The organism is Pseudomonas sp. Irchel s3a10, from assembly GCF_900187525.1.
GTDB classification, from domain to species: domain Bacteria; phylum Pseudomonadota; class Gammaproteobacteria; order Pseudomonadales; family Pseudomonadaceae; genus Aquipseudomonas; species Aquipseudomonas koreensis_G.
In genome coordinates this window covers 474,549-500,694 of sequence record NZ_FYDR01000004.1, presented here as the reverse complement: position 1 = coordinate 500,694, position 26,146 = coordinate 474,549, and the positions used below count along the sequence as shown (strand labels likewise).

Sequence of the window (26,146 nt, the reverse complement as noted above, 5' to 3'; positions counted from 1 at the left end):
TTGGGACTAGACTTGAGTGGCTAAGTGGCGCCAGATTGGCGCCGACCCGCTGCTGTCTCAACTGAGCAAAAATCAGTCGGGATGAATCCATTTCACCCATGGAGTATTCAATGTTCGCCTCGTTGCCGCTGACCGCCCTGCGCGCCTTCGAATCCGCGTCGCGGCTGCTGAGTTTCAAGGCTGCCGCCGAAGAGTTATCGGTTACGCCCACGGCGATTTCTCATCAGATTCGCGCGCTGGAAGACTGGCTTGGCGTGGCGCTGTTCGAACGTTTGCCACGTCAGGTACGCCTGACCGAAGGTGGCGAGCGGCTGTTTCGCAGCCTGCACGGCGCGCTGCTGGAAGTCGCGCAAAGCGTCGACACCCTGCGTCCGCAACGCAGTGGCAGCAGCCTGACACTGTCGACCACCGCCGCGTTTGCCGCGCTGTGGCTGGTGCCGCGCCTCGGGCGGTTCTATGCGCAACACCCGAACATCAACGTGCGCCTCGATACCCACTGCGAAGTCATCGACCTGCATCAGGACGCCAGCGTCGATCTGGTGTTGCGCTACAGCCTCGACGACTACCCCAATCTTTACGGCGTGTGCCTGTTCGATGAGTCTTTTGGCGTGTACGGCTCGCCGGAGCAAGTGGCGCTGGCCGCCCGGCGCACGCCGGCGCTGATCAGCGTGCGTTGGCACAACTCGAAGCTGTATGCCCACGGCTGGGAAGCGTGGTGTGCTGGCTCAGGCGAAAACTGGTTGAACCAGCAACTGGCGATCCGCGAATACGACGAAGAGCATTACGCCCTGCAAGCAGCGATTGCCGGGCAAGGTCTGGTGCTGGCGAGCAATATTCTGGTCTCGCAAAGCGTCGCCAGCGGGTTGCTGGTGCCATACAAGGGTCAGGTGCAGGTCGATGGTGCCGGGTACAGCGCGCTGTGTGTGCCGGGACGGGAGCGGCATCCGCCGGTACGGGCGTTTTTTGCCTGGTTGCAGGAGGAGGCCGTGTTGTCCGGCCTGACACCACGATCGCAGCCTTCGGCAGCACCTGCAGGGGGCTCGGCGTAAAACCGATAAAACTTTTTGCATCGCGCAGGACTCACAACCTGGGTAAGCGATCACGTCCGCAGAACGTGACGCCAATCGGATTAGCCTCCAGGAGACTGAAATGAGCGACCTGCATTTGTCTGATGTTCAAACCCTGCGCGAACGCGCACGGCAACACGTCGAGAACGGCGCGGTAACCGAGAGCTACAGCGCCAACCGTGAAGAGGTGCTGCGCTTGCTCAACGAATCGCTGGCCACTGAACTGGTCTGCGTGCTGCGCTATAAGCGTCACTACTTCATGGCCAACGGTCTGAAAGCCAACGTGGCCGCCGACGAATTCCTCGAACACGCAACCCAGGAAGCACAACACGCCGACCGTCTGGCCGAGCGCATCGTGCAGCTGGGCGGCGAGCCGGAGTTCAACCCGGACCTGCTGTCGAAAATGTCCCACGCCCAATATGTGGCCGGGAACACCTTGAAGGAAATGGTCTACGAAGACCTGGTGGCCGAGCGGATCGCCATCGACAGCTACCGCGAGATCATTCAGTACATCGGCGAAAAAGACCCGACCACCCGGCGCATCTTCGAAGACATCCTGGCGCAGGAAGAAGAGCATGCCGATGACATGGCCGACATTCTGAAAGACCTCTGAACCTTCTATATCGCTATCGCGAGCAGGCTCACTCCTACAAGATTTGCGCTGTACCTGTAGGAGTGAGCCTGCTCGCGATGACGCTTTTACAGACGCTGAAGATTTACTTGGTTGGCTTGACGGTGACCGGCGCCTTGCCCGACTTCATCTGCTCAAGCAGAGGCGCGCATTGATTCGGCTCCCCACCACTCGGCGCCACCAGCGCCAGCAGCCCCGCAGCCGGCGCAGCAATCACGCCCAGCGCCACCATCCCCGCGCCGCGCAGCATCAATGGCACGGCCTTGACCCCGGCGTCCGGCTTGATGAACTTGCCGCGCACGTACAGCGGTGAGCGCAGCGAAATCAGACGCCAGCCCTTGGATTCCGGCGTAACGGTCAGATCCAGTTGCTCGGTGGCCATGTTCGCGGTGCCGTCGATGTAAATGATCGCGTTCTCGGTATCGAACACAAACAACCGCGTGGTCGCCAGGCCGGTCTTGATGTCGAAGTCCGCCGCCGCGCAGTTGATCTTCACTTCCTTGTCGCCAAAGATTTTGCCGACTACATAGTTGCCGACGTTGAGCCCCGCCAGTTCCATCAGCTCACGGCTGATGGCACCGTCGTTGATCAGCATCTTCAACTGGCCGTTGGCGCCGCCGAGCAGCTTGGCCACCGAGTTGCCGCGACCGCTGATGTCAGCGTCGCCATTGAGCTCGCCGAAGCTGGTTTTCATCGGTTCGAAGGTCGGGAACAACTGCTTGAGCTTGAAGCCGCGCGCGGTCAGTTTGGCCCGGCCCTCCAAAGGTTCGGTGCGACCGTTGAGACGGATCTGCGCGTCCAGATTGCCGCCGGCCACGCCGAAGCGCAGCGGTTCGAGGCTGAGTTCACCGTCGTTGAGTTTCAGGTGGGTATAGAGGTCGGTGAACGGCAGTTTCTCGCTGTGGACGATGCGCTTGCCGGTGAACTCGACATCGGCATCCATCGCGCGCCAGCGGTCGGTCTTGAATTCTTCCACCGGCAACACTTTGTCCGTCGGCTGCTTGCTCTCGCCGCCGCGGGCCTTTTGCTTGTCATTGGAGTCGGCGCCGATCAGCGGCGCAAGGTCGGCGAACAGCAGTTGATTGGACAGCAACGCGCCGCTGAGCTTGGGCCGTGGCTGGCTGGCGACGTAGGTCAGATTGCCGTGAATATCACTGCCGCCGATCTTGCCGTTGAACTGTTCATAGGTGAACTTCGCCCCGCCCGCATCATGCAGCTTGGCAATCAGATGGCCGTCGGTGGCGTACGGCGGCGTGTCCGGCAGGGTCACTCCGGTCAGTGGATAGAGGTTGCCGAGGCTGGCACCGGCCAGTTTCAGCCGCAGATCAAGAGCGCCGAGGTTGAGCGGATCGGTCAAGGTGCCGGCGAGCTCGATGCTGGTGGCGCCGATCTTCGCCTGGGCCTGCAGCGGGAATGGTTTGTTCGCGTCCTGCAACGCCAGCAATCCGCCGATCTTGCCTTGGCCAGTGAGGTTCTGGCCGTGGTATTGGCCTTTGACCTTCAGCGCGAACGCATAGTCCTGCGGCGCGGCGCCCTTGTCCTGCGCGGTCTTCGCGGCTTTGGCGCCGACGATATCGCTGAACGGAATCGGCTTGCCCAGCGGATCGATCAATACGTCGAGATTAGTCTTCAGCGTCTGGTCATCGAGCGTGACGTGGCCCTTGTCGAAACCGATGGCGCCAATGTCCACCACCCAGTTCGACGGTTCGGCATTCGGGTCTTTCGGGTCGAACTTGAAGGTCCAGTTGGCGCGGCCATCAGCCAGGCGTTGCAGTTGCGCATTGGGTTCGGTCAGGTCGATGCGCGGGATGGTCACCCGTTGCGCCAGCAGGGCCAATGGCGAGATGCGCAGCTCCACGCGTTTGAGCGTGACCATCTGCGGCTGCTTCGACCAGTCCGGATTGCCCAGCGTCAGGTCTTCAGCGACCACGTGCGGCCACGGCACCCAAGCCCGCCAGCCGCCCTCGTCCGGCTCGCGCTGCCAGATCACCGCAAGGTTGCCATTGATGGCGAACGGTCGATGCAATTCTTCCGAGACTTTGGCGTTGAGCGGCGGTTTGATCCGGTTCCAGTCGAAGAACACGATGATCAGAACCAGTACCGCCAGCAACAGTACGAGGATGGCGAAGGTCCAACTGAAGATTTTTCCGGTGCGCGTCATGCACAAAACTCCTGATGACGACCGCACGCCGATTTCGCGACGCACAGCTGAAACGGCGGGCCAAAGCGGCCCTCATGAAATCTACGACTGGCAAACAGTACGCAGGTTTAATCGAAATATGGATTCCATGGCAAAAAATCGCCCGAATGCTGACTGATTGGTCGAGCAGCGTTACCGCCACCCGCACATTTGCGAGGCGCGAGTGAGTCGAAAATACCCACCACGGTGCAAAACCACCGCCCGCAAACGCCCGAGCTAGAGCGCCTCGGCAGAACAATCAATTCTGTTGATTATTACCATTGCGTTTATGAACTTTTATATCGACTTATCGAGAGTAGCATTGGCTTCGTACCCACTTTATCGCCCTCCCAAGGAGCAACCCATCATGAAACGCCAATTACTGCTCAGCCTTACCCTCTCGATGCTAGCCAGCACTGCTTTCGCCCTGCCCGCTGCCGAACAGGCTACCCCACAAGTGAAATCCAGCCACTCGGTGTTCAGCCAGACTGTTGCTGCTGATGGCGGCGACCGCACTCCACAAGGCCAGACCCTGGCTGAAAACGGCCGTAATCGTCTGGAAGAAAAAGGCCTTGTACAAGATGGCTACGACAAGACTCCACAAGGTCAAGCTGTAGCAGAAGGCGGCCGTGATCGCCTGGAAGAGAAAGGTCTGGTGCAAGACGGCTATGACAAGACTCCACAAGGTCAGACTCTGGCTTCCGATGGCAGCGACCGTACTCCACAGGGGCAGACCCTGGCTTCCGATGGCAGCGACCGCACTCCACAGGGTCAAACCCTGGCTTCCGACGGCAGCGACCGCACTCCACAAGGCCAGACCCTGGCTGAAGACGGTTTCGATAAAACCCCACTGGGCCAAGCCGTTGCCGAAGGCGGTGGTGACCGTGTGATCGAACGCAACAGCGCTTTGAGCTAAGCCCATGGCGGCCTGGAAAAAAAGCCCAATCACCGGATTGGGCTTTTGACTTTTTCAGCACTGACAATCTGCAAAATCCCTTTTTCCGCTGACTTCCCCCCCCCCTGCCGTTCGACGCCAGCAAAGCCGATTTGCTAGAGTGCGGCGCTTGTCCCGCTCAAGAAAACGCCTCTGCGATGCTGCCCCGCGCCGAACAGAAACAACAGACCCGCAACGCCCTGATGGACGCTGCCCGCCATTTGATGGAAAGCGGCCGAGGATTCGGCAGCCTGAGCCTGCGCGAAGTAACCAAGACCGCCGGCATCGTGCCCACCGGTTTCTACCGGCACTTTGCCGACATGGACGAGCTGGGTCTGGTGCTGGTCAGTGAAGTCGGCCAGACCTTCCGCGAAACCATTCGCCTGGTGCGCCACAACGAATTCGTCATGGGCGGCATCATCGATGCGTCGGTGCGGATCTTCCTCGACGTGGTCAGCGCCAACCGTTCGCAATTCCTGTTTCTCGCTCGTGAGCAGTACGGCGGTTCGCAACCGGTACGTCAGGCGATTGGCCGCCTGCGCGAAAACATCAGCGCCGACCTCGCGGCCGACCTGACATTGATGCCCAAGTTGCAGCATCTGGACGCTGCCGGTCTGAGCGTGATCGCCGACCTGATCGTCAAATCGGTATTCGCCACCCTGCCGGACATCATCGACCCGCCTGCCGAAGCCCTGCCGGAGCATCTGACGCCACAGGCGAAGATCACCCAGCAATTGCGCTTCATCTTTATCGGCCTCAAGCATTGGCAAGGGCTGGGCAGTACAGAGTAATTCCCTCTCTCTTTCTCTGACACAACACTGATCCCCTGTGGGAGCGGGCTTGCTCCGAGCGGCGATCCGACGAAAGCGGTGGGTCAGTCACTTCATTGTTGACTGATGCACCGCTTTCGCGAGCAAGCCCGCTCCCACCTTGGTCATGCACCGTCGCTCACATTTGGTGCATGTAAAAATCTTCACGCACCAAAACCTTCCAAAATTCCGCAACATCTTGAAACATCCTCTACGCTCCGACAGGGATTTCCTACATCTCGCCCGGTTGGCAAGCACCTTGCTCTAGCCCTCCTACAAGTCCACTGCTGGAAGCTTTCCGATGCTGGTGATTCATCGCAGAATCGACCCTCAACCTGTCTGGTCCGCCGAGTTGCACCTGACCTTCGAAGCGCGGAGCAAAAGCCGCCTGCGCTGTTTCAGTGCCGACGGTGAAGACGTCGGGTTGTTTCTGGAGCGCGGTCAGGCACCGTTATATGACGGCGAATGCCTACAGGCCGAGGACGGCCGCATCGTTCGCGTTTGCGCCCGCCCCGAGCAACTGCTGCACGTCACCTGCGCCAATGCCTTCGAACTGACCCGCGCCGCCTATCACCTGGGCAACCGCCATGTCGCTCTGCAAGTCGGCGATGGCTGGCTGCGTCTGCTCGACGATTACGTGCTCAAGGCCATGCTCGAACAGCTTGGTGCCCAGGTCGAGGCGATTGAGGCGCCGTTCCAGCCGGAACACGGTGCCTACGGCGGCGGCCATCACCATTCGCGGCATGGCGACGAAGATTTCAATTACGCGCCCAAACTTCATCAGTTCGGCGTACGCCTGTGAATCCGGCCTGGGCGCTGTTGCGCCTGGCCAGTCCGCAACTGCCGATTGGCGGCTACAGCTATTCGCAAGGCCTGGAAATGGCGGTGGATAACAGCCGCGTGAACAGCCCGGACAGTGCCCGCCGCTGGATCAGCGATCAGTTGCTGCTCAACCTCGCGCGTTTCGAGGCGCCGCTGCTGCTTGCCCATTGTCAGGCCGCGGCCGAGGAAAACTGGCCCGAGTTGCTGCGCCTCTGCGAAACCCACCGCGCCAGCCGCGAGACCCGTGAGTTGCATCTGGAGAGCCGGCAGATGGGTTACTCGCTGCAGCAATTGCTCAATGGTCTTCCGGAACTCGACACGCCGGCCCGCAGCTTTCTTGAGCAATGCGTTGAACCGCACCTGGCCCTCGGCTGGGCACTCGCCGCGCGCGCCTGGGGCATCAACCCGCAGGACGCCCTCGCCGCGTGGCTGTGGAGCTGGCTGGAAAACCAGTTCGCCGTATTGATGAAAACCCTGCCGCTGGGCCAGCAAGCCGCCCAGCGTCTGACCAGCGAACTGCTGCCGCTGCTGCAACAGGCGCAGCAGGACGCCACCCGCATCAATCCCGAACACATCGGCAGCGCCGCATTCGGCCTGTCCCTGGCGTGCATGGCGCATGAGCGCCAGTACAGCCGACTGTTTCGCTCTTAGGAGAACAAACCATGAACACACAACCCCTGCGCGTCGGTATCGGCGGCCCGGTCGGTTCCGGCAAGACCGCATTGACCCTGGCCCTGTGCCTGGCATTGCGCGATCGCTACAACCTGGCCGTCGTCACCAACGACATCTACACCCGCGAAGACGCCGACTTTCTGGTGCGCAACGAAGCGCTGGCCCCGGAGCGGATCATCGGCGTGGAAACCGGTGGCTGCCCGCACACGGCAATTCGCGAGGACGCCTCGATCAACCTCGAAGCGGTCGATCAATTGAACCGGCGCTTTCCGGGGCTGGACCTGATTCTGGTGGAATCCGGCGGCGACAACCTGTCGGCGACTTTCAGCCCGGAGCTGTCGGACCTGACCATCTACGTGATCGACGTCTCCGCCGGTGACAAGTTGCCGCGCAAGGGCGGACCGGGGATCTGCAAGTCCGACCTGCTGGTGATCAACAAGATCGACCTGGCACCGCTGGTCGGCGCCTCGCTGGAGATGATGGACAGCGATACCAAACGCATGCGCAACGGCAAGCCATTCGTCTTCAGCAACCAGAAAACCGGTCTGGGCCTGGAAGAAATCATCGCCTTCATCGAACGCCAGGGCCTGCTGAACGCCGCCTGACTTATTGACCAACAAGGAAGCTTCTCCATGACACTCAAACGTATTCTCGGCGCCGTGGCGCTGCTGCTGACCCCGGCCCTGGCCTTCGCCCACCCGGGCCACGGCGACAGCGGTCTGGTCGCCGGCATCAGCCACCCGATCGGTGGCCTCGACCACTTGCTGGCGATGGTCGCGGTCGGCCTGTGGGCGGCGCAGCAACAAGGCGCGGCGCGCTGGGCGCTACCGTGCACATTCGTCGGCACCATGCTGATCGGCGGCATGCTCGGCTTTGAAGGGCTGGAGCTGCCGGCGCTGGAAAGCGGGATCGCCGCTTCGGTGCTGGCGCTGGGTCTGGCGGTGGCACTGGCCGTGCGTCCGCCGCTGGTGATGGCGGTGACGGCAACGGCACTGTTTGCGTTGTTCCATGGCGTGGCGCATGGCCTGGAACTGCCGGACATGAGCAGCCCTTGGGCGTATGCCGCCGGTTTTGTCGCGGCGACGGCGGCGCTGCATGCGGCGGGTTATGGCTTGGTGCGCGTGTTGCCTCATGCTGCTGCGCCGCTGGTGCGACTGGCCGGTGCTGCTTCGGCGCTGACCGGCGCCTGGTTGCTGGCAGGCTGATCACTATCGCCTGAACCGGCCTCTTCGCGAGCAAGCCCGCTCCCACACTGGATTTGTGGTGTACACAAAACCTGTGGGAGCGGGCTTGCTCGCGAAAGCGGTCTGACAGACACCGCGTCTCTAAAGGACGCCGCTCTGCTACCATGTCGCGCAATCGCCCCAGCCGTGACGACGTCCGCCAATGCCCCATGCCTCCCGCTCCACCTCCCTGCCCGAATTGACCGCCCTGTTCAGCAACGTGCAACAGCACTTTCTGAACGTGATCGTGCCGCTCTGGCAAGGCCCGGGCTGGAACGCCGACATGGCGCTGCCCTACGAAGCACTCGACGCGGCGCATCATCCGTTGCCACCGCAACGCTATCGGGCGATGGCCTGCGCACGGCAGCTGTATCTGTTTTCCAGCCTGATCGGGGTTGTGGATAACGCCGAGGTACGCGCCGCCGCGCTGTTCCGCTCGCTGCAACGGCATTTCCACGATGCCGAGCACGGCGGCTGGTTCTACAGTATCGACGCGCAAGGCAAGCCGCTGGATCAGCGCAAAGATCTCTATACCCACGCCTTCATCCTTTTCGCCTGCGCCCATTACTGGGCCAAGTCCCGGGAGCCGCTGGTGGAATCCACGCTCAACGCCGCACTGGAAATCATCGGCCGGCGCTTCGCCACCGGTGATGGCCTGTACGAAGCCTGTCTGGACCGCGACTGGATAACCCTGCAAACCGGGCCACTGCAAAACCCGCTGATGCACTTGGCCGAAGCGTTCCTCGCCACCTTGGCGGTGCGTGAAGACGCGGCGACGCAGCAAGCGCTGGTCGAGTTATGCACAGCCATGCACAAGCAGTTCGTCGATCCGCAGCATGGTGTGTTGATGGAGAAACCGCTCGGGGCTGTGGATAACTGGTACGAGCCAGGGCATCAGTTCGAATGGTATTTCCTGCTTGAATCTTCAGCCCTGCTGCGCGGTTCGAAACTGCACGCGGCGCTGGAGCGAGCCTTCGCGTTCACCGAGCAATTCGGCGTTGAACAGCCGTCCGGCGCCGTGCGGGCAATGCTCGATCTGGAACTGGACGGTCGCCCGAAAGATTCGACTCAGCGCATCTGGGCGCAGGCGGAATACCTGCGCGCCCTGACCTTGCGCCCGGACAGCGAAGCCACCGTACTGCGCCAGTTGCAGGCGCTGCAGCAGCGGTTTCTGCATGCGGGCGGGTGGCATGAATGCCGGGATGAGCTGGGAGAGGTCAGCCGCAAGGACATGCCTTCGACGACGCCTTATCACTTGGCGACGTGCTACAGCGGGCTGGCTGAATATCTGCGTTGATTGAAAAATAGCTTTCGCGAGCAAGCCCGCTCCCACAGGGGAATTTCAGCGAACACAAAATTTGTGTACAGCTCGGATTCCTGTGGGAGCGGGCTTGCTCGCGAATAGCCGTTACACGGTCTCTAGGCAATCCACTTCTTGTCGCCCGTAAAGCTGATCGTCAACCAGCGTGCCGCATCCGGCTCGCCGAGCTGCGCCGAAATTTCCTCACGCAAGGCATCCAGCTGCCCCACGCTCTGCAGCCGGTAATCCGCCGGCAACACCACATGAATCTCGATAAACCGCGCCCGCCCGTGCTTCTGCACGTAGGTCACGTAATCATCGAAACCATGCTCGGCCTTCGCCGCTTCCATGACCTGACGCACCTGATCATCCAAGGTGTCCGGGGCAATACCCAGTACATCACGCAGCGCCGGGCCGAGGATCTTGAACGCCGGCGGCAGCATGGTCAGCGCCAGCACGATCAGGATCAGCGGGTCGACAAATTTCGCCCACTCGTCAAAACCCTGAGCCTTGAGCAGCAACGCGGCGAGAAAACTGATCAACAGACCCACCGAGAGCATCGCGTCCACCAGCCAGCTGATGTTGTCGAACTGAATCAGGCTGGACTTGAGCTTGCGATTACGCCGACGCACGTAGAAGAAATAGGCGAATTCGACGACGGTGAACACCGCCGCATAAATGATCACCAGTCCCAGCTCGATCTCGCGGCCACCGTTGATGATGCCGAACACACCGTTGAGAAACGCGTAGATGGCGATCAACAGCAGGAAGCTGCCTTCGATCAGCAGCACCATCGGCTCCAGATGCCAGAAACCGAACTGGAAGCGGTGATTGCTTTCTTTGGCGATCAGCCTGGCGGTGATCAGCATCAGCACTTTGATGAACGTTGCGATCAGCGAGAAAAAACCATCGAAAAGGATGGATTGCGAACCTGAAACAAAACCGGTGACGATCCCGGCAATCGACACCGCGAACATCAGGATGGTCGATTGTTTGAGCAGTGACTGCTCACCTCGGTTACTCACTTTAACTCCTCGAAAACCTTGAAAACCGCGGGGTGCGGTGGGGTTGTTGCGAGGGGAGTTTACCTTATCGGTATTTATTGCCTGTGACGGCCCCTTCGCGAGCAAGCTCGCTCCCACATGAGACCGCGATCAAATGTGGGAGCGAGCTTGCTCGCGAATGGCCTCAAGGCGGTGTCAGGCCTTGTTACGCTCAATGGCAAACCCGGCCCAGGTCTGGCTCACCGGCATCAGCTCCAGGCTGTTGATATTGATGTGCGCCGGGGCGTTGAGCACCCAGAAGATGGTCTCGGCGATGTCCTGCGGCTGGATCGGCTCGGCACCGGCGTAGGTCGCGTTGTAGCGTTCCTGGTCACCGGCAAAACGCACCAGCGAGAACTCGCTCTCGCACAGACCAGGCTCGATGTTGCTGACGCGCACGCCAGTACCCTGCAGGTCGCAACGCAGGTTCAGCGAGAATTGCTTAACGAACGCCTTGGTGGCGCCATACACGTGGCTGCCCGGGTACGGGTAGTTGCCTGCGATCGAACCGAGGTTGACGATGCCGGCGCCACGGCCGTGAGCGATCAACCGCGGCAGCAGCAGACGAGTGCTGTACATCAGGCCTTTGACGTTGGTATCGACCATGGTGTCCCAGTCGTCGAGATCGCATTTGGGTGCTGGATCGACGCCCAGCGCCAGCCCGGCGTTGTTGATCAGGCCACGCAGCTTGGCGAACGACGGTGGCAGATTGGCAATCGCCTCTTCCATTGCCTTGCGGTCACGCACGTCGAGCACCAGGCCATGCACTTCGGTCTGTTTCGACAGCTCGGCGCACAGGGCGTCGAGACGTTCTGCACGACGACCGGTCAACACCAGTTTCCAGCCGGCCTCGGCAAAACGACGGGCACAGGCTTCACCAAAACCGGAGGTTGCGCCGGTAATAAACAGGGTGTTGGACATCGTGTTCTCCTTGCGTCGGCCGCCAGCGCAGCCATTGGAATAGAAAATCAGCAGCCAGCATGCCCGGCCCGGCATTCACGAGCAACACCTGCACCGGGACATCTTCCGATCAAAATTCGATCAATCGTCGCTACACCTTATGTGGCGTGGCCTGTAGCCATGTGCACGCACGTTATCCACAGTCCCTTCCACAGTTTCCGGGGGCAAGTGGAAACGCGTAAAGCCGCGCCACACAAGGCTTTGCGCGGGAAATAGAAAGTTTTTTGCTTGACCCTGAAGCAGCTGTTGTGCCGGAGATGGCATTTTGCACGACCGGCCGGTCAGCGCGGTGATTGCGCGAGGCCAGTAATTACGGCCCTCAGCGCAGTCTTTCCAGAGTTTAGTCACAGACTTATCCACAGGCTTACTCACATGAAATTGCCTCTACAGCACAGCCTAGAAAAAGGTTGACAACAGCGTCTTCAGCTCCCGCAAAAACACCTGATCAAAAATCAATCACCAGCCTGCAGGCCACGTTCAACAAGGGCTTCAGCCAGCTACTCCCACGTTATTCACAGCCAGCTCCACAGTAAACGGGGACAAGTCAAAACTGTGGAAAAACAGCCATTTGCAGCGTCTATATGTCGCGCTTTGGCAGCGATGGGAATTTGTTTTCCACAATTTTGTAAATCGCGCAAAACCTTGTAGGAGTGAGCCTGCTCGCGATAGCGGTGTATCAGCCACCTCGAATGCGGAATTTAGTACCGCTATCGCGAGCAGGCTCACTCCTACAGGGGATTTGCGCTGGACTTGGGATGTAAAAAGCCCCGGGACTTTCGTCGCGGGGCTTTGTGGACAACTCAAGCAGAATCAGTGCCCGCCCAGATAGGCGTTACGCACCTCCTCGTTCACCAACAACTCTTTACCGGTACCGGTCAGGCGAATCTCGCCGTTGACCATCACGTACGCCCGATCCGACAGCTTCAACGCATGGTTGGCGTTCTGCTCGACGAGGAAAATGGTCATGCCGGTTTTCGCCAGTTCACGCAGGGTGGCGAAGATCTGTTTCACCACGATTGGCGCCAGGCCCAGGCTCGGCTCATCGAGCAACAACAGCTTCGGCCGACTCATCAGGGCGCGGGCAATAGCGAGCATTTGCTGCTCGCCGCCGGACATGGTCATCGCCCGTTGAGTGCGACGCTCTTCGAGCCGCGGGAACAGCTCGAACATGCGCTGCATATCCTCCTTGGCGTACTTGTCACCAATCGGGATGGTGCCCATCAGCAGGTTTTCCTCGACGGTCATGTCGGGGAACACCCGCCGCCCTTCCGGCGACTGCGCGATGCCGTTGGAGGCAATGTAGTGCGAGGACTTGTGAGTGATGTCGACGCCTTGATAGAGGATCTGCCCCCCCGCCGCCCGTGGCTGGCCGAAGATCGACATCAGCAGCGTCGATTTACCCGCGCCGTTGGAGCCGATCAGGCTGACGGTCTCGCCTTCGTTGATCTGCAGCGACACGCCTTTGAGGGCCTGGATCGGGCCGTAGAACACGTCCAGGTCTTTGAGTTCGAGGATCGGTTGGCTCATACCAGTTCCTCTTCATCGGCGCCCAGGTAGGCGGCAATCACTTTCGGATCGTTGCGGATCGCGTCGGGCCCGCCCTCGGCGATGACCACGCCGTGATCCAGCACCACGATGTGGTCGGAAATGCTCATTACCATGCCCATGTCGTGTTCGATCAGCACCACGGTCAGATCATGCTCGTCGCGCAGCAGCCGGATCATCGCGCTCAGCGCTTCGGTTTCCTGAGGGTTGAGGCCGGCGGCCGGTTCGTCGAGACAGATGATCTGCGGCCGTGTGCACATGGCCCGGGCGATCTCCAGACGGCGTTGCTGGCCGTAGGACAGTTCACCGGCCAGACGGTTGGCGCAGTCCACCAGATCGACCACTTCCAGCCAGTAGAACGCGCAGTCCAGCGCATCGCTCTCGGCCTTGCGGTAGCCCTTGGTGTTGAGGATGCCGGCGAGCATGTTGCGGTTGACCCACATGTGCTGCGCCACCAGCAGGTTTTCCAGCACCGACATTTCCTTGAACAGGCGAATGTTCTGGAACGTCCGGGCCAGGCCGGCGCGGTTCACCAGGTGGGTGCCGCCAAACATCTTGTAGTACAGACGGCTGAGGAAGCTTTTCGGCGACACGAAGTCGGTCGGTTTGAACGACTCGCCCAGCAATTGAATGACGTTGGTCTGCTGGCCACGCACGTTGAGCTCGATCTTGCCGCCGGAGGCCTTGTAGAACCCGGTCAGACAGTTGAACACCGTGGTCTTGCCGGCACCGTTCGGCCCGATCAGGGCAAAGATCGAGTTGCGTTTGACCTTGAGGCTGACATCGCTCAGGGCCTTGATGCCACCGAAGTGCATCATCAGTTTTTCCACAGAGAGTACGACTTCACTCATGGCGCAGTCCTCTCATAGTGAATGGCACCTTTGCGTGGAGTGACCCCGGTACGGCTGATGCGGATCAGCCCTCGTGGTCGCCAGATCATCATCAACACCATCAGGATGCCGAACAGCAGCACGCGGTATTCAGCGAAGCCGCGCAGCAGTTCCGGGGCAACCGTCAGCACAAATGCAGCGATCACCACACCGATGGTTGAACCCATGCCGCCGAGTACGACGATGGCGAGGATCAGTGCCGATTCGAAGAAGGTGAACGAGGTCGGGTTGACGAAGCCTTGATAGGTGGCGAAGAACACCCCGGCCAGGCCCGCGGTCGATGCACCGATGGTGAACGCCGAAAGTTTGACCAGTACGTGGTTCAGACCCATCGAGCGGCAGGCGATTTCATCTTCGCGCAACGCTTCCCAGGCGCGACCCACTGGCATCTTCACCAGACGATGCTTGATGTACAACACAGCCAACACCACCAGGAACAGTACCGCGTAGATGAAGTAATACTTCACGTCCGGGTTGTAGGCGATGCCGAAGAACTCGTGAAACGGCACCCCGCCATCTTTGGCCCGCTTGCCGAACTCCAGACCGAAGAAGGTCGGCAGCGGCGCCGGCATCCCATTCGGGCCGCCAGTCAGCGACAACCAGTTGTTGAGGACCAGGCGAATGATTTCACCAAAGCCCAGGGTCACGATTGCCAGATAGTCGCCGTGCAGACGCAGCACCGGGAAACCGAGGATGCAGCCGGCAAGCCCTGCGGTGATCGCCGCCAGTGGCAGCACGGTCCAGAAGCCCAGCCCGAGGTATTGATAACCCAGCGCCAGACCGTAGGCGCCGATGGCGTAGAACGCCACGTAACCGAGGTCGAGCAAACCGGCCAGACCGACCACGATGTTCAACCCCAGACCCAGCAGCACGTAGATCAGCCCGAGGATGACCACGCCCAGCAGGTACGAGTTGGAGACAAACGGCACGATGACGGCGAGCACAATCAGCAGCGGAATGATCCAGCGCAGGCGTGATTTGTGATCGGCAGGCAGCACATGCACACCGGACCCGGTGCTCTCGAAACTGTCGAGAATTTTCAGGCCTTTGGGGGTTTGCAGGAACAGGCTGAGGGCAAACCGGCCGATCATGACAATGCCGATGATCCACGCCACACGGGTCGATTCGAGGTTGAAGCTGTAACCGTCGAGGACGACGCCGACAATCGGCCCGAATACGATCAGGGCAATCAGGCCGGCCAGGACCGCCTCAACCAGACTTTTTTTGATATCGATGGTTGTTTTAGTGGTTGAAGACATCGCTTACACCTTCGACACAAGAGGACGGCCCAACAGGCCCTGAGGCCGGAAGACCAGAACAAGTACGAGCAGCGAGAAGCTGAACACGTCTTTGTAGTCGGAGTTGACCAGGCCCGAGAACAGCGACTCGGAAATGCCGAGAATGATCCCGCCAAGCATCGCACCAGGCAGAGAGCCGATGCCGCCGAGCACCGCCGCGGTGAATGCCTTGATGCCAATGATGAAACCGGCATAGAAGTCGAACGTGCCGTAGTTCATGGTGATCAGCACGCCGGCCAGAGCCGCCATGGCTGCACCGATGATGAACACATAGGAAATCACCCGGTCGGTGTTGATCCCGAGGATCGAGGCCATCTTGCGGTCTTGCTGAGTGGCGCGGCACATGCGGCCGAGCTTGGTGTACTTGATCACGTAGGTCAGCAGACCCATACCGACGAATGCGGCCACCAGAATGAAGACTTTGGTGTAGGTCAGTTGCACGAAGCCAGTACCGACTTCAACACGCCAAGCCCCGGTCAGCAGGGTAGGCACACCCTGTTGTTTGGCGCCTTGGGCGATCTGTGCGTAGTTTTGCAGGATCAGGGAAATGCCGATGGCGCTGATCAACGGTGCCAGTCGAGTGGAGTTGCGCAGGGGTTTGTATGCGACACGCTCGATGACCCAGCCATACACCGCTGTGATCACGATGGTGAAAATCAGTGTGCCGAGCATCAGGAGCGGGAAGGATTCAATACCGAAGTAAGCCAGCAGAGCCAGACTGATTGCCGCCAGGTACGCGGAAATCATGTAAACCTCGCCGTGGGCGAAGTTGATCATGCCGATGATGCCGTAGACCATTGTGTAGCCGATGGCGATCAGGCCATAGACCGACCCGAGGGTCAGGCCGTTGACCAGTTGCTGCAGGAAAATACCATCCATAACGCAATCTCACGCAATGAGAACCTGCCCACCGAAGCGGGCGGTTCTTCTAGGAAAAATACAGATTTACGTCGGAGCAATGCAGACACGTTCCCCCCGAACACCATCGCCTCCTGTGGGAGCGGGCTTGCTCGCGAAAGCGGTGTATCAGTTACCGTTGATGGCGACTGACACCCCGCATTCGCGAGCAAGCCCGCTCCCACAGGGGTTCATGGCGTTCGGATGATCGCGTCAGCCCTTACTTCTGTTTTTCCAGCTGGTGATATTTGCCGTCCTTGTCCCACTGGTACACCACGTAGTCGGAGACTTTCAGGTCGCCCTTGGAGTCCCAGGTTTTTTCGCCCATCACGGTTTTCACCGGATTTTTCTTCAGCCAGGCCGCAGCCTCTTCGCCCTTGTTGGACTTCGCACCGTTGAACGCGGCAGCCAGGGTTTGTACCGAAGCGTAGGCATACAGGGTGTAGCCTTCAGGCTCGGTGCCGGCCTTACGGAACGCGTCCACCACGGTCTTGCTGTCAGGCAGCAGGCGTGGGTCGGCGCCAAAAGTCATCAGCACGCCGTCAACGAATTGCGGGCCACCGGCGGTGGTCACCAGTTCGTCAGTCACGATGCCGTCATCGGACATGAACTTGACGTCTTTCAGGCCTTGTTCACGCAATTGACGAACCAGCGGGCCGGCCTCCGGATGCAGGCCGCCGAAGTAGACGACGTCGGCGCCAGCGCCACGGATCTTGGTGACGATGGTGCTGAAGTCTTTTTCGCCACGGGTCAGGCCTTCATACAACACGGGCGTTACGCCGCGCTTGACCAGTTGTGCCTTGGTGGCATCCGCCAGCCCTTGGCCGTAGGTGTCTTTGTCGTGCAGTACGACGACTTTCTTGCCCTTGAGCACGTCGACGATGTAGTCGCCGGCCACGATGCCCTGCTGGTCGTCACGCCCGCACATACGGAACATGGCGCTCAGGCCGCGCTCGGTAACCTGCGGGTTGGTGGAACCCGGGGTGATCGCGATGATCCCGGCTTCGTCGTAGATTTCCGAGGCGGGGATCGTGGAGGAAGAGCAGAAGTGTCCGACCACGCCGGCGACTTTCTGGTTGGTCAGGTCCTTGGCGACTGTCACCGCCTGCTTCGGTTCGCAGGCATCATCGCCCTTGACCAGTACGATCTTCTCGCCGTTGACGCCGCCTGCCGCGTTGACCGCGTCCGCCGCCGCCTGTGCACCCTTCATGTACTGCTCGCCAAATGCCGCGTTGGCGCCAGTCATTGGACCCGCTACACCGATTTTCACATCAGCTTGAGCAAACGCAGAAACACCCAACGCAGTAGCCACTGCGAGGGCCAGAAAGCCTTTCTTGTAAAACGTCTGGGACATGAGGTGGTGCTCCAAGGTTTTTTTTAGTTGGCACTGCGACTTCACTTCACTGAATGCTCTGAGCAAGCGCCGTGCCATCGGTTTTTTATTCTTCAAAAAGTCGCTGCTTTCTTGTTATTTCGACTGTTTCGTTCCCATTTTCATTGGGCGTGCAACCGTCTAAACCGCGGAAGGTGAAACCTTATTAAATCTGAGGCGCAACCCGCTTGCGCCATCATTGCAACCGCGGCACCAAACGACGTGCAACCAGCCTGTAACAGCTCGCGTCACCGAACTGCACACTGCTGGTGCGGGACTGCTACAACCCGCACCATTAGAGGCTAGTCGTTACTCCGAAAAGCGCCGCGTTACGCAACATATTTCAACACTCAAATCACGATGCGCAGGCACTGGCCCGCGTGATACAGCGAGAACCCGGCCTCGTACAGACAGCTGCGCAAACCGACACCGGCCAAGGGCTGCATCGGTGCGAAGGGAATCGGCAGGGCTTGAGGATTGCCGTTACACAGGTAGTCGGCGAAGGCTTTGCCGACCACAGTGCCGGTGGTCACGCCGCGACCGTTGTAACCGGTGACGGCCACCAGGCCGGGCGCCGGTTCGAACAGGCGCATCAGGTGATCGGGAGTGAAGGCGATGCGCCCGGTCCAGGTGCATTCCCATTCCACCGGCTTCAGATGGGGGAAGTAATGCTGCTGCACACGATCGGCCCAGGCCTTGAGGAACCACGTCGGTTTCTGATTGCCATTGCCCAGACTACCGAGCAACAACCGGCCGTCCTTGTCGCGGCGAATACTGCTCAGCACCTGGCGCGTGTCCCACGAGCCCTGCCCGCCCGGGAGGATTTCCTGGGCGGCGTCTTCGGTCAGTGGCACCGACGCGACCTGATAGTAATAACCGGGGAAGAAGTTGCGCTTGAGTTCGGTCCAGTCGCCTTCGGTGTAGGCGTTGGAGGCGATCACCACTTGCTCGGCGAGTACCGAACCTAGCTCGGTCTGCACCGACCATTGCTGGCCCACGCGCTCAAGACGGGTCACTGGCGAGTGATCGAACATCTGCCCGCCCAGCCCCTTCACCGCGTTGGCCAGTCCGGTGACATAAGCCATCGGGTTGAGCGTACCGGCGCGGCGGTCGAGCAGTGCGGCGGCAATCTTCTGCGTGCCGGTGGCTTGCTCGCAGGCCTTGCCGGTGAGCAGTTCGACCGGCGCCCCGCGACGCTTCCACTGTTGTTCGCGACTGCGCAGATCCGCCTCGCCCTTGGCGTTGTGCGCCATGTGCAGGGTGCCTTCGCGGCGCAACTGACAATCAATGTTGTATTTATCCACAAGGCTGAACACCAGCGCCGGCGCCGCCCCGAGCATTCGGTTGAGCTGACTGCCGACCGCTTCGCCGAAACCGGCTTCGATCTCGTCCGGCGGGATCCACATGCCGGCGTTGACCAGCCCGACGTTGCGTCCGGAGCCGCCGTGCCCGGCGCGGTGCGCTTCGAGCACGCAGACGCTTTTGCCTTTTTCCAACAGATGCAGCGCCGCCGACAACCCGGTAAATCCGGCGCCGATCACGCAGACATCGACTTTGACCTCGCCGCGCAGGGCGGAGTTATCCGGGCGCTGCGGCGTAAGTGTTTCCCACAGACATTCTTCGCGTAACGGCATTGCCAGACTCCAACAGAAACCTGCCAAACACACTGCTGATCCTGTGGGAGCGGGCTTGCTCGCGAAAGCGGTGTTTCAGCCAACATCTGTGTCGACTGACCCACCAACTTCGCGAGCAAGCCCGCTCCCACAGGGGATCTGCGTCATTCCAAGCTCAGTCGAAGGTGATGCCCTGCGCCAGCGGCAACTCCAGCGAGTAGTTCACGGTGTTGGTCTGGCGGCGCATGTACGCGCGCCAGGCGTCGGAGCCCGACTCACGACCGCCACCGGTTTCTTTCTCGCCACCAAACGCGCCGCCGATTTCCGCGCCGCTCGGGCCGATGTTGACGTTGGCGATGCCGCAGTCGCTGCCGACCGCCGACATGAACTGCTCGGCCTCACGCACGTCGGTGGTGAAGATGCACGACGACAGGCCTTGCGGCACCGCATTGTTCAAGCGCAGCGCTTCCTGGAAGTCGCTGTAGCCGACCACGTAGAGGATCGGCGCAAAGGTTTCGCTGCAGACCACATCACTCTGCTCTGGCATTTCGACAATGGCCGGCGACACGTAGTAGGCGTTGGGGAACTGCTCTTCGAGCTGACGCTTGCCGCCGAACACCCGGCCGCCCTCGCTCAGCGCCTGCTCCAGCGCGTCCTGCATGTTTTCGAAGCTGTGTTTGTCGATCAGCGGGCCGACCAGATTGCCTTCCAGCGGATGGCCGATACGCACTTTGGCGTACGCGGCTTTGAGGCGAGTGACGATTTCTTCCTTCACCGACTCATGGGCAATCAGCCGACGCAGGGTGGTGCAACGCTGACCGGCAGTGCCGACCGCGCTGAACAGAATGGCGCGCACGGCCATGTCCAGATCGGCGCTCGGGCCGAGGATCATCGCGTTGTTGCCGCCCAGTTCGAGAATGCTGCGGGCAAAACGTGCGGCGACTTTCGGCGCCACTTCGCGGCCCATGCGGGTGCTGCCGGTGGCGCTGATCAGCGCGACACGCGGGTCATCCACCAGCGCTTCGCCAGCATCGCGACCACCGATGATCACCTGGCAGAGATTCGCCGGCGCATCGGTGAAATTCTTCACCACACGGTCGAACAGTGCCTGGCAGGCCAGTGCGGTCAGCGGGGTTTTCTCCGATGGTTTCCACACCACCGGGTTACCGCAGACCAGCGCCAACGTGGTGTTCCACGCCCACACCGCGACCGGGAAGTTGAACGCGCTGATCACGCCGACCACGCCCAGCGGATGCCAGGTTTCCCGCATGTGGTGGCCCGGGCGCTCGGAGGCGATGGTCAAGCCGTACAACTGACGCGACAGGCCGACGGCGAAGTCGCAGATGTCGATCATCTCCTGCACTTCACCGAGGCCTTCCTGAGTGATCTTGCCCGCTTCCCACGACACCAGTTCGCCGAGGTCAGCCTTGTATTCGCGCAGCACTTCGCCGAACTGACGCACCAGCTCGCCGCGACGCGGGGCCGGCACCTTGCGCCACTGCTCGAAAGCATGATCTGCGCGACTGATGTGCTGCTCGACTTCGGCCGGGCCTTCCCAGTTCACAGCGGCGATGCGGCTGCCGTCGATGGGCGAATGCACCGGCACTTTGCCGTTCTGGTACAGGGCCGGGTTCACACCAAGACGATCAAGCAATGCGGCAACCATGGGTCACTCCTCAAGCGAAAAACTGAATGTGTGCGGCCGAATGTTCACGACCGGGCAGGCCTTTAGTTGTAGCTTCCCGAGGGCAAGGCAACAAACGACCTTTACGCGAGATATCATTCCGTTTATTCATGCTGCGCACAGAAAGACAAGAAAAAGGGACCACCCATGCTGAATAAACGCCACTTGCCGTCGATCACCGCGTTGCAGTGCTTCGAGGCCGTGACCCGGCACCTGAGCTTTACCCGGGCCGCCGAGGAGCTGAACCTGACCCAGAGCGCTGTCAGCAAGCAAGTGGCGCAGCTTGAGGAATTGTTGCAGCACTTGTTGTTCCGTCGGGTGCGTCGGCGTTTGCAGATGACCCCGGCCGGGGATTTGTACCTGGTGGAAGTCCGAAAAATCCTCACCCAGGTGGAAATGTCCACGCATTACCTGCGTTCCTACGGCGGCGAGACCGAAGTCCTGCGCGTTTCTACCCCTTCGACCTTCGGCGCGCGCTGGCTGGTACCGCGTCTGAAGGGCTGGCGTCTGCGCCATCCGTCGATCCATCTCGACTTGTGCAACGAGCAGGAGGCCGATGACTTGCTGCAGGGTCGCAGCGATCTGGCGTTCTATTTCGGCCAGAGCTCACGGCCCGGCACCGAATGCCTGAAGCTGTTCGGCGAAGAGCTGGTGCCGGTCTGCGCCCCCGGCAGCCTGCCGGACACGCCCTTCACCGACCCGACGCAACTGACCGATCTGGTGCTGCTGCAAAATGCCTCGCGCCCACAGGCCTGGCACGACTGGTTCGACAGTCAGGGTTACCACACCGAGCACAGCTATCACGGGCCGCGTTTCGAAACCTTTTATATGTGCATCCGCGCTGCTCAGGTCGGCTGCGGTGTGGCGCTGCTGCCACGGTTTCTGGTGGAAGAGGAATTGGCCGACGGCAAACTGGTCATTCCCTGGCAGCATGCAATGCCCAGCTCCGACGCCTATTACCTGGCCTACCCGGAGCATGCGGCGGAAGTGCCGAAGGTGCGGGATTTTGTGAAGTGGATGCTGGAGCAGATCGACAGCCCGGACCTGACGCCGATATAGAGTTTTCAACAACCCTGTGGGAGCGGGCTTGCTCGCGAATGCGGTGGGTCAGTCAATTCAAATGTGACTGATGCACCGCATTCGCGAGCAAGCCCGCTCCCACAGGTGATCTCGACGCTCTTAAAAAATGCTGGCAATCCCCACCGCTGATATGCGCCACTAGCGTCATTGATTGATCCCGCGCAACCGCGCGGTGCACCTGGAGACCCCGTTTATGAGCGAGAGTGTGTTTGCCGATCGCATCGTGCAGAACCTGCTCGACACCGACTTCTACAAACTGACGATGATGCAGGCGGTGCTGCACAACTACCCCAACGTCGAAGTCGAATGGGAGTTTCGTTGCCGTAACAGCGAGGATCTGCGGCCGTATCTGGCCGAGATTCGCTACCAGATCGAGCGTCTGGCCGAGCTGAGCCTGAGTGCCGACCAGTTGAGTTTTCTCGAGCGCATCACCTTCCTCAAGCCGGATTTCCTGCGCTTTCTCGGACTGTTCCGCTTCAACCTGCGCTACCTGCACACCGGCATCGAGAACGGCGAACTGTTCATCCGGCTGCGCGGTCCGTGGCTGCATGTGATTCTCTACGAAGTGCCGCTGCTGGCCATCGTCAGCGAAGTGCGCAACCGCTATCGCTACCGGGAAATCGAGCTGGTACAGGCGCGGGAAGAGCTGTATCGCAAATTCGACTGGCTCAGCGCCAACGCCTCGACCGACGAACTGGCGCAATTGCAGGTCGCCGACTTCGGCACCCGCCGGCGCTTTTCGTATCGCGTGCAAGAAGAAGTGGTCAACGTGCTCAAGCACGATTTCCCCGGGCGCTTCGTCGGCACCAGCAACGTGCACCTGTCCCGCGAGCTGGATATGAAGCCGCTGGGCACCATGGCCCATGAATGGATCATGGCCCATCAGCAACTCGGCCCACGGCTGATCGACAGCCAGATCGCCGCCCTCGACTGCTGGGTGCGCGAGTATCGTGGTCTGCTGGGGATTGCGCTCACCGATTGCATCACCACCGACGCGTTTCTCGGCGACTTCGACCTGTTCTTCGCCAAGCTCTTCGATGGTTTGCGCCATGATTCCGGGGATCCGGTGCAGTGGGGCGAAAAATGCATCGCCCACTATCACAAGCTCGGCATCGACCCGATGAGCAAGACCCTGGTGTTCTCCGACAGCCTGACCCTGCCCAAATCGCTGGAGATCTTCCGCGCGCTGCACGGGCGGATCAACGTCAGCTTCGGCATCGGCACCAACCTGACCTGTGACATTCCGGGTGTCGAACCGATGAGCATCGTGCTTAAAATGACCGCCTGCAACGGCCAGCCGGTGGCGAAGATCTCCGACGAGCCAGGCAAGACTCACTGTAAAGACCCGAATTTCGTCGCCTATTTGCGACATGTGTTCCAGGTTCCTGCCGTTTCCAGCCTATCTAGCAAGGAGTGAATTCATGCAAGCCGTACAGCGTGAGATTGCTGAACAGCTCAAGGTGCAACCGCCATTCGCCGGGCATCAGGCCCTCGAAGCGGAAGTCGCCCGGCGCATCACCTTTATCCAGGATTGCCTGGTCAATTCCGGCCTCAAGACCCTGGTGCTGGGCATCAGCGGCGGCGTCGACTCGCTGACCGCCGGCCTCCTGGCCCAGCGCGCCATGCGTGAACTGCGCGAGCGCACCGGCGACGACGCCTACAAATTCATCGCTGTGCGCCTGCCGTACGAAACCCAGTTCGATGAGCACGATGCGCAAGCGTCGGTGGATTTCATCGCCCCGGACGAACGCCACACCGTGAACATCGGCCCGGCGGTCAAATCCCTGGCCAGGGAAGTGGCGGCGTTCGAAGGCAAACACGCGGTGTCGGTGGATTTCGTGCTCGGCAACACCAAGGCGCGGATGCGCATGGTCGCCCAGTACACCATCGCCGGCGCGGCGCACGGGCTGGTGATCGGCACCGACCACGCGGCGGAAGCGGTGATGGGCTTCTTCACCAAGTTCGGGGACGGCGCCTGCGACCTGGCCCCGCTCAGCGGTCTGGTGAAAAACCAGGTTCGCGCGATCGCCCGCAGCTTTGGCGCGCCGGAATCGCTGGTGGAAAAAGTGCCGACCGCGGATCTGGAAGACCTGTCGCCAGGCAAACCCGACGAAGCCTCTCACGGCGTGACCTACGCCGAGATCGATGCCTTCCTGCACGGCGAGCCGGTGCGTCAGGAAGCGTTCGACATCATCGTCAACACGTACAACAAGACTCATCACAAACGGGTCATGCCGTTTGCGCCTTGATTGCATGGTGATTGAATGAAAAAGCCCGCTGAGGAGTGATCCTCAGCGGGCTTTTCTTTGGCCAGTTCACCTGTCGATGCTGATGGCCTCTTCGCGGGCAAGCCCGCTCCCACAGTGTCCCGGTTGTTCACAAAATGTGTGACCGACACAAACCCTGTGGGAGTGGGCTTGCCCGCGAAGAACGATGATGCGGTGCGTTGATTACTTAACAGTAATCGTGCCTTTCATCATCGAGATGTGGCCCGGGAACGAGCAGAAGAAGCCGTAGCCACCGTCTGCAATCTTGGCCACGTCAAAGGTCAGCGAATCGGTTTCCTTGGCGCCGATGATCTTGGTGTGAGCGATGATGCGCGCGTCACCTTCCGGCAGGTAGTTCTTGTCGATGCCCGCGGCCAGGCCAGCGGTAGCGATTGGCTGCATGTCAGCTTCTTTGCTGATCACCAAGTTGTGGCCCATGACGTTCTTCGGCAGGTTGCCGGAGTGGGTCAGTTCGACAGTGAAGGTCTTGCAGCTCTTGTCGATCACGATCTCCTTGGTGTTGAAGGACATCTGATCGGTGGAATCAACGGTGGTTTTGCACTCGGCAGCCATCAATTGGCTGCTGGCCAGCGCCAGCAGGGATACCGCAACAACTTTGGAAAACATGGTGAATCTCCAAGGCAGGGTTAACAAAAACACGAATGGTGGAAAGACTGCCTGAAATCTTCGCAAGTTCCTATGACTTGAGTCAAAAATTGTATACAACTTTCAGGCTATGACACTCATCGAAACAATCTACCGGCCAGATTCCCCGGCCGGGCCTATGATCGGCGCATCTACTGAAACGGAGTGCCGATCATGTTCTTTAACGGTCTGTTGTGCAGTTTGCTCGCCGCCTACGCCTGTGGCGCCAGCGGTACCTTTGAATCGCCAGAACGCGAAGTCTAGCCCTTGGATCGAGGCCTGCCAGCCATTACCCTGTGACGGATTGACCCAGGAGGAAGGCATGTCTCTCAAATCCGTTTGTGTATTTTGCGGTGCCAACGCCGGCACTGATCCGGCTTACACCGAAGCCGCCCAAGCCCTTGGCCGGGCCCTCGCCGAGCGCCAGCTGACGCTGGTTTACGGTGGTGGCGCCGTGGGATTGATGGGCCTAGTCGCCGACGCCGCCCTGGCCGCTGGCGGCGAAGTGATCGGGATCATTCCGCAAAGTCTGATGGACAAGGAGATCGGCCACAAAAGCCTGACGCGCCTCGAAGTGGTCGATGGCATGCACGCGCGCAAGGCGCGCATGGCCGAACTGAGCGATGCGTTCATCGCATTGCCCGGCGGCCTCGGCACGCTGGAAGAGCTGTTCGAAGTCTGGACCTGGGGCCAGCTCGGCTACCACGGCAAGCCGCTGGGCCTGCTGGAAGTGAACGGTTTCTACAGCAAACTCACGGCTTTTCTCGACCATATCGTCGGCGAAGGCTTCGTTCGCGCGCCGCATCGTGACATGCTGCAAGTGAGCGAATCGCCACAAACCCTGCTCGACGCCCTCGATCAGTGGAAGCCGACCGTCACGCCCAAGTGGGTCGACCAAAAACCCGGCTAACCGCCGGACACCGATACAGGGCAGAATACGCGCCGCTCAACCTCACCTTCGACCCCAGAGGATCGCCCATGGCCAAACCCAATTACTCCTTCGCCAAACGTCAACGAGACCTGGCAAAGGAGCAGAAGAAAGAGGAAAAGCTTCAGCGCAAGAAACAAATGGCTGAAGAAGCGGCACTGAACCCTGACGGGGAAGTGGCGACTGATGACGATGTTGATGTTGATGCACCGAAAGACCAGGCGCCTGACGCCTGAGCCCCACCGGGTTTGATGATCGAGTCAGACCCTGCGGATTTGTGACGGGGC

25 protein-coding genes are annotated in these 26,146 nt (G+C 60.4%); 14 read left to right on the top strand and 11 right to left on the bottom strand.

The features are described 5' to 3' along the window. Positions 1–98 precede the first annotated feature (98 nt). Together CKW11_RS15140 and CKW11_RS15135 are read left to right on the top strand one after the other, a co-directional pair. Complete coding sequence (locus tag CKW11_RS15140) at positions 99–1,049, top strand: LysR substrate-binding domain-containing protein (protein WP_177440002.1); 951 nt, start codon at positions 99–101, stop codon at positions 1,047–1,049. A 100-nt stretch (positions 1,050–1,149) separates the two neighbouring features. Further along, the gene (locus CKW11_RS15135; RefSeq protein WP_047600645.1) at positions 1,150–1,680 is read left to right on the top strand and encodes a bacterioferritin; all 531 of its coding nucleotides are present in this window, start codon (positions 1,150–1,152) and stop codon (positions 1,678–1,680) included. 103 nt (positions 1,681–1,783) lie between these two features. Here CKW11_RS15135 and CKW11_RS15130 read toward each other — a convergent pair whose 3' ends face one another. Next, the gene (locus CKW11_RS15130; RefSeq protein ID WP_095138146.1) at positions 1,784–3,859 is read right to left on the bottom strand and encodes an AsmA family protein; all 2,076 of its coding nucleotides are present in this window, start codon (positions 3,857–3,859) and stop codon (positions 1,784–1,786) included. A gap of 385 nt (positions 3,860–4,244) precedes the next feature. Here CKW11_RS15130 and CKW11_RS15125 point away from each other — a divergent pair, with 385 nt between their 5' ends. The 7 genes from CKW11_RS15125 to CKW11_RS15095 all read left to right on the top strand — a co-directional run bounded on the left by CKW11_RS15125 (position 4,245) and on the right by CKW11_RS15095 (position 9,634). Continuing rightward, on the top strand, positions 4,245–4,793 hold the full coding sequence (locus tag CKW11_RS15125; protein ID WP_047600649.1) for a hypothetical protein: 549 nt from the start codon (positions 4,245–4,247) through the stop codon (positions 4,791–4,793). 176 nt (positions 4,794–4,969) lie between these two features. Next, entirely contained in the window at positions 4,970–5,602 is a 633-nt protein-coding gene (locus tag CKW11_RS15120) for a TetR family transcriptional regulator (protein ID WP_027613541.1), read from the top strand. A gap of 319 nt (positions 5,603–5,921) precedes the next feature. After that, positions 5,922–6,422, top strand: coding sequence for an urease accessory protein UreE (gene ureE, locus CKW11_RS15115; protein ID WP_003221180.1), 501 nt, complete (start codon positions 5,922–5,924; stop codon positions 6,420–6,422). Beyond that, entirely contained in the window at positions 6,419–7,093 is a 675-nt protein-coding gene (locus tag CKW11_RS15110) for an urease accessory protein UreF (RefSeq protein WP_095138145.1), read from the top strand. The genes ureE and CKW11_RS15110 overlap by 4 nt, the downstream gene beginning before the upstream one ends. An 11-nt stretch (positions 7,094–7,104) precedes the next feature. Next, positions 7,105–7,719, top strand: a complete 615-nt coding sequence (ureG, locus tag CKW11_RS15105; protein WP_095138144.1) for an urease accessory protein UreG — start codon at positions 7,105–7,107, stop codon at positions 7,717–7,719. A 27-nt stretch (positions 7,720–7,746) separates the two neighbouring features. After that, positions 7,747–8,319: a HupE/UreJ family protein gene (locus CKW11_RS15100; protein WP_095138143.1), complete on the top strand. Its 573-nt coding sequence runs from the start codon at positions 7,747–7,749 to the stop codon at positions 8,317–8,319. A gap of 181 nt (positions 8,320–8,500) precedes the next feature. Further along, entirely contained in the window at positions 8,501–9,634 is a 1,134-nt protein-coding gene (locus CKW11_RS15095) for an AGE family epimerase/isomerase (protein WP_095138142.1), read from the top strand. A gap of 122 nt (positions 9,635–9,756) precedes the next feature. Here CKW11_RS15095 and CKW11_RS15090 read toward each other — a convergent pair whose 3' ends face one another. The 9 genes from CKW11_RS15090 to CKW11_RS15040 form a co-directional block, all read right to left on the bottom strand. Next, the gene (locus tag CKW11_RS15090) at positions 9,757–10,662 is read right to left on the bottom strand and encodes a cation diffusion facilitator family transporter (RefSeq protein WP_095138141.1); all 906 of its coding nucleotides are present in this window, start codon (positions 10,660–10,662) and stop codon (positions 9,757–9,759) included. 174 nt (positions 10,663–10,836) lie between these two features. Continuing rightward, the gene (locus tag CKW11_RS15085; RefSeq protein WP_027613536.1) at positions 10,837–11,601 is read right to left on the bottom strand and encodes an SDR family oxidoreductase; all 765 of its coding nucleotides are present in this window, start codon (positions 11,599–11,601) and stop codon (positions 10,837–10,839) included. Between the two features lie 849 nt (positions 11,602–12,450). After that, the gene (locus CKW11_RS15075) at positions 12,451–13,167 is read right to left on the bottom strand and encodes an ABC transporter ATP-binding protein (protein ID WP_095138140.1); all 717 of its coding nucleotides are present in this window, start codon (positions 13,165–13,167) and stop codon (positions 12,451–12,453) included. Then, positions 13,164–14,036: an ABC transporter ATP-binding protein gene (locus CKW11_RS15070; protein ID WP_095138139.1), complete on the bottom strand. Its 873-nt coding sequence runs from the start codon at positions 14,034–14,036 to the stop codon at positions 13,164–13,166. The genes CKW11_RS15075 and CKW11_RS15070 overlap by 4 nt, the downstream gene beginning before the upstream one ends. Continuing rightward, the gene (gene livM, locus CKW11_RS15065) at positions 14,033–15,334 is read right to left on the bottom strand and encodes a high-affinity branched-chain amino acid ABC transporter permease LivM (protein WP_095138138.1); all 1,302 of its coding nucleotides are present in this window, start codon (positions 15,332–15,334) and stop codon (positions 14,033–14,035) included. The genes CKW11_RS15070 and livM overlap by 4 nt, the downstream gene beginning before the upstream one ends. A gap of 3 nt (positions 15,335–15,337) precedes the next feature. Further along, complete coding sequence (locus CKW11_RS15060; protein WP_007915894.1) at positions 15,338–16,252, bottom strand: branched-chain amino acid ABC transporter permease; 915 nt, start codon at positions 16,250–16,252, stop codon at positions 15,338–15,340. A gap of 238 nt (positions 16,253–16,490) precedes the next feature. Beyond that, positions 16,491–17,624, bottom strand: a complete 1,134-nt coding sequence (locus CKW11_RS15055; RefSeq protein WP_007915892.1) for an ABC transporter substrate-binding protein — start codon at positions 17,622–17,624, stop codon at positions 16,491–16,493. Positions 17,625–17,992: 368 nt separating this feature from the next. Then, positions 17,993–19,276 (bottom strand): FAD-binding oxidoreductase, encoded by a 1,284-nt coding sequence (locus CKW11_RS15050; RefSeq protein WP_095138137.1) that lies wholly within the window; start codon positions 19,274–19,276, stop codon positions 17,993–17,995. A 154-nt stretch (positions 19,277–19,430) separates the two neighbouring features. After that, positions 19,431–20,921 carry an aldehyde dehydrogenase family protein gene (locus CKW11_RS15040; protein WP_095138135.1) on the bottom strand — a complete coding sequence of 497 codons (1,491 nt, stop codon included), beginning with the start codon at positions 20,919–20,921 and terminating at the stop codon, positions 19,431–19,433. Positions 20,922–21,086: 165 nt separating this feature from the next. Here CKW11_RS15040 and CKW11_RS15035 point away from each other — a divergent pair, with 165 nt between their 5' ends. From CKW11_RS15035 to nadE, 3 genes are all read left to right on the top strand, one after another. Continuing rightward, positions 21,087–21,998 carry a LysR family transcriptional regulator gene (locus tag CKW11_RS15035; protein WP_095138134.1) on the top strand — a complete coding sequence of 304 codons (912 nt, stop codon included), beginning with the start codon at positions 21,087–21,089 and terminating at the stop codon, positions 21,996–21,998. 214 nt (positions 21,999–22,212) lie between these two features. After that, positions 22,213–23,436 (top strand): nicotinate phosphoribosyltransferase, encoded by a 1,224-nt coding sequence (pncB, locus tag CKW11_RS15030; protein ID WP_095138133.1) that lies wholly within the window; start codon positions 22,213–22,215, stop codon positions 23,434–23,436. A 4-nt stretch (positions 23,437–23,440) separates the two neighbouring features. Further along, positions 23,441–24,268, top strand: coding sequence for an ammonia-dependent NAD(+) synthetase (nadE, locus tag CKW11_RS15025; RefSeq protein ID WP_095138132.1), 828 nt, complete (start codon positions 23,441–23,443; stop codon positions 24,266–24,268). A 201-nt stretch (positions 24,269–24,469) separates the two neighbouring features. Here nadE and azu read toward each other — a convergent pair whose 3' ends face one another. Beyond that, complete coding sequence (gene azu / locus CKW11_RS15020; protein WP_095138131.1) at positions 24,470–24,913, bottom strand: azurin; 444 nt, start codon at positions 24,911–24,913, stop codon at positions 24,470–24,472. A gap of 340 nt (positions 24,914–25,253) precedes the next feature. On the opposite strand from azu, the gene CKW11_RS15015 reads away from it, so the two are divergent. Next, a complete protein-coding gene (locus CKW11_RS15015; protein WP_095138130.1) occupies positions 25,254–25,841 on the top strand; it encodes a TIGR00730 family Rossman fold protein in 588 nt (195 codons plus the stop codon). A 68-nt stretch (positions 25,842–25,909) separates the two neighbouring features. Continuing rightward, the gene (locus CKW11_RS15010) at positions 25,910–26,095 is read left to right on the top strand and encodes a hypothetical protein (protein WP_095138129.1); all 186 of its coding nucleotides are present in this window, start codon (positions 25,910–25,912) and stop codon (positions 26,093–26,095) included. Positions 26,096–26,146: the final 51 nt, after the last annotated feature.

What these genes read in the sequence shown, in the direction of transcription:
- CKW11_RS15125 (WP_047600649.1), top strand. Translation starts at nt 4,245, where the DNA reads ATGAAACGCCAATTACTGCTCAGCCTTACCCTCTCGATGCTAGCCAGC.
- azu (WP_095138131.1), bottom strand. Translation starts at nt 24,913, where the DNA reads ATGTTTTCCAAAGTTGTTGCGGTATCCCTGCTGGCGCTGGCCAGCAGC.
- CKW11_RS15130 (WP_095138146.1), bottom strand. Translation starts at nt 3,859, where the DNA reads ATGACGCGCACCGGAAAAATCTTCAGTTGGACCTTCGCCATCCTCGTA.
- CKW11_RS15070 (WP_095138139.1), bottom strand. Translation starts at nt 14,036, where the DNA reads ATGAGTGAAGTCGTACTCTCTGTGGAAAAACTGATGATGCACTTCGGT.
- CKW11_RS15015 (WP_095138130.1), top strand. Translation starts at nt 25,254, where the DNA reads ATGTCTCTCAAATCCGTTTGTGTATTTTGCGGTGCCAACGCCGGCACT.
- pncB (WP_095138133.1), top strand. Translation starts at nt 22,213, where the DNA reads ATGAGCGAGAGTGTGTTTGCCGATCGCATCGTGCAGAACCTGCTCGAC.
- CKW11_RS15140 (WP_177440002.1), top strand. Translation starts at nt 99, where the DNA reads ATGGAGTATTCAATGTTCGCCTCGTTGCCGCTGACCGCCCTGCGCGCC.
- CKW11_RS15095 (WP_095138142.1), top strand. Translation starts at nt 8,501, where the DNA reads ATGCCCCATGCCTCCCGCTCCACCTCCCTGCCCGAATTGACCGCCCTG.
- CKW11_RS15075 (WP_095138140.1), bottom strand. Translation starts at nt 13,167, where the DNA reads ATGAGCCAACCGATCCTCGAACTCAAAGACCTGGACGTGTTCTACGGC.
- CKW11_RS15035 (WP_095138134.1), top strand. Translation starts at nt 21,087, where the DNA reads ATGCTGAATAAACGCCACTTGCCGTCGATCACCGCGTTGCAGTGCTTC.
- CKW11_RS15100 (WP_095138143.1), top strand. Translation starts at nt 7,747, where the DNA reads ATGACACTCAAACGTATTCTCGGCGCCGTGGCGCTGCTGCTGACCCCG.
- CKW11_RS15055 (WP_007915892.1), bottom strand. Translation starts at nt 17,624, where the DNA reads ATGTCCCAGACGTTTTACAAGAAAGGCTTTCTGGCCCTCGCAGTGGCT.
- CKW11_RS15120 (WP_027613541.1), top strand. Translation starts at nt 4,970, where the DNA reads ATGCTGCCCCGCGCCGAACAGAAACAACAGACCCGCAACGCCCTGATG.
- CKW11_RS15085 (WP_027613536.1), bottom strand. Translation starts at nt 11,601, where the DNA reads ATGTCCAACACCCTGTTTATTACCGGCGCAACCTCCGGTTTTGGTGAA.
- CKW11_RS15050 (WP_095138137.1), bottom strand. Translation starts at nt 19,276, where the DNA reads ATGCCGTTACGCGAAGAATGTCTGTGGGAAACACTTACGCCGCAGCGC.
- CKW11_RS15060 (WP_007915894.1), bottom strand. Translation starts at nt 16,252, where the DNA reads ATGGATGGTATTTTCCTGCAGCAACTGGTCAACGGCCTGACCCTCGGG.
- CKW11_RS15040 (WP_095138135.1), bottom strand. Translation starts at nt 20,921, where the DNA reads ATGGTTGCCGCATTGCTTGATCGTCTTGGTGTGAACCCGGCCCTGTAC.
- CKW11_RS15135 (WP_047600645.1), top strand. Translation starts at nt 1,150, where the DNA reads ATGAGCGACCTGCATTTGTCTGATGTTCAAACCCTGCGCGAACGCGCA.
- livM (WP_095138138.1), bottom strand. Translation starts at nt 15,334, where the DNA reads ATGTCTTCAACCACTAAAACAACCATCGATATCAAAAAAAGTCTGGTT.
- nadE (WP_095138132.1), top strand. Translation starts at nt 23,441, where the DNA reads ATGCAAGCCGTACAGCGTGAGATTGCTGAACAGCTCAAGGTGCAACCG.
- ureE (WP_003221180.1), top strand. Translation starts at nt 5,922, where the DNA reads ATGCTGGTGATTCATCGCAGAATCGACCCTCAACCTGTCTGGTCCGCC.
- CKW11_RS15010 (WP_095138129.1), top strand. Translation starts at nt 25,910, where the DNA reads ATGGCCAAACCCAATTACTCCTTCGCCAAACGTCAACGAGACCTGGCA.
- ureG (WP_095138144.1), top strand. Translation starts at nt 7,105, where the DNA reads ATGAACACACAACCCCTGCGCGTCGGTATCGGCGGCCCGGTCGGTTCC.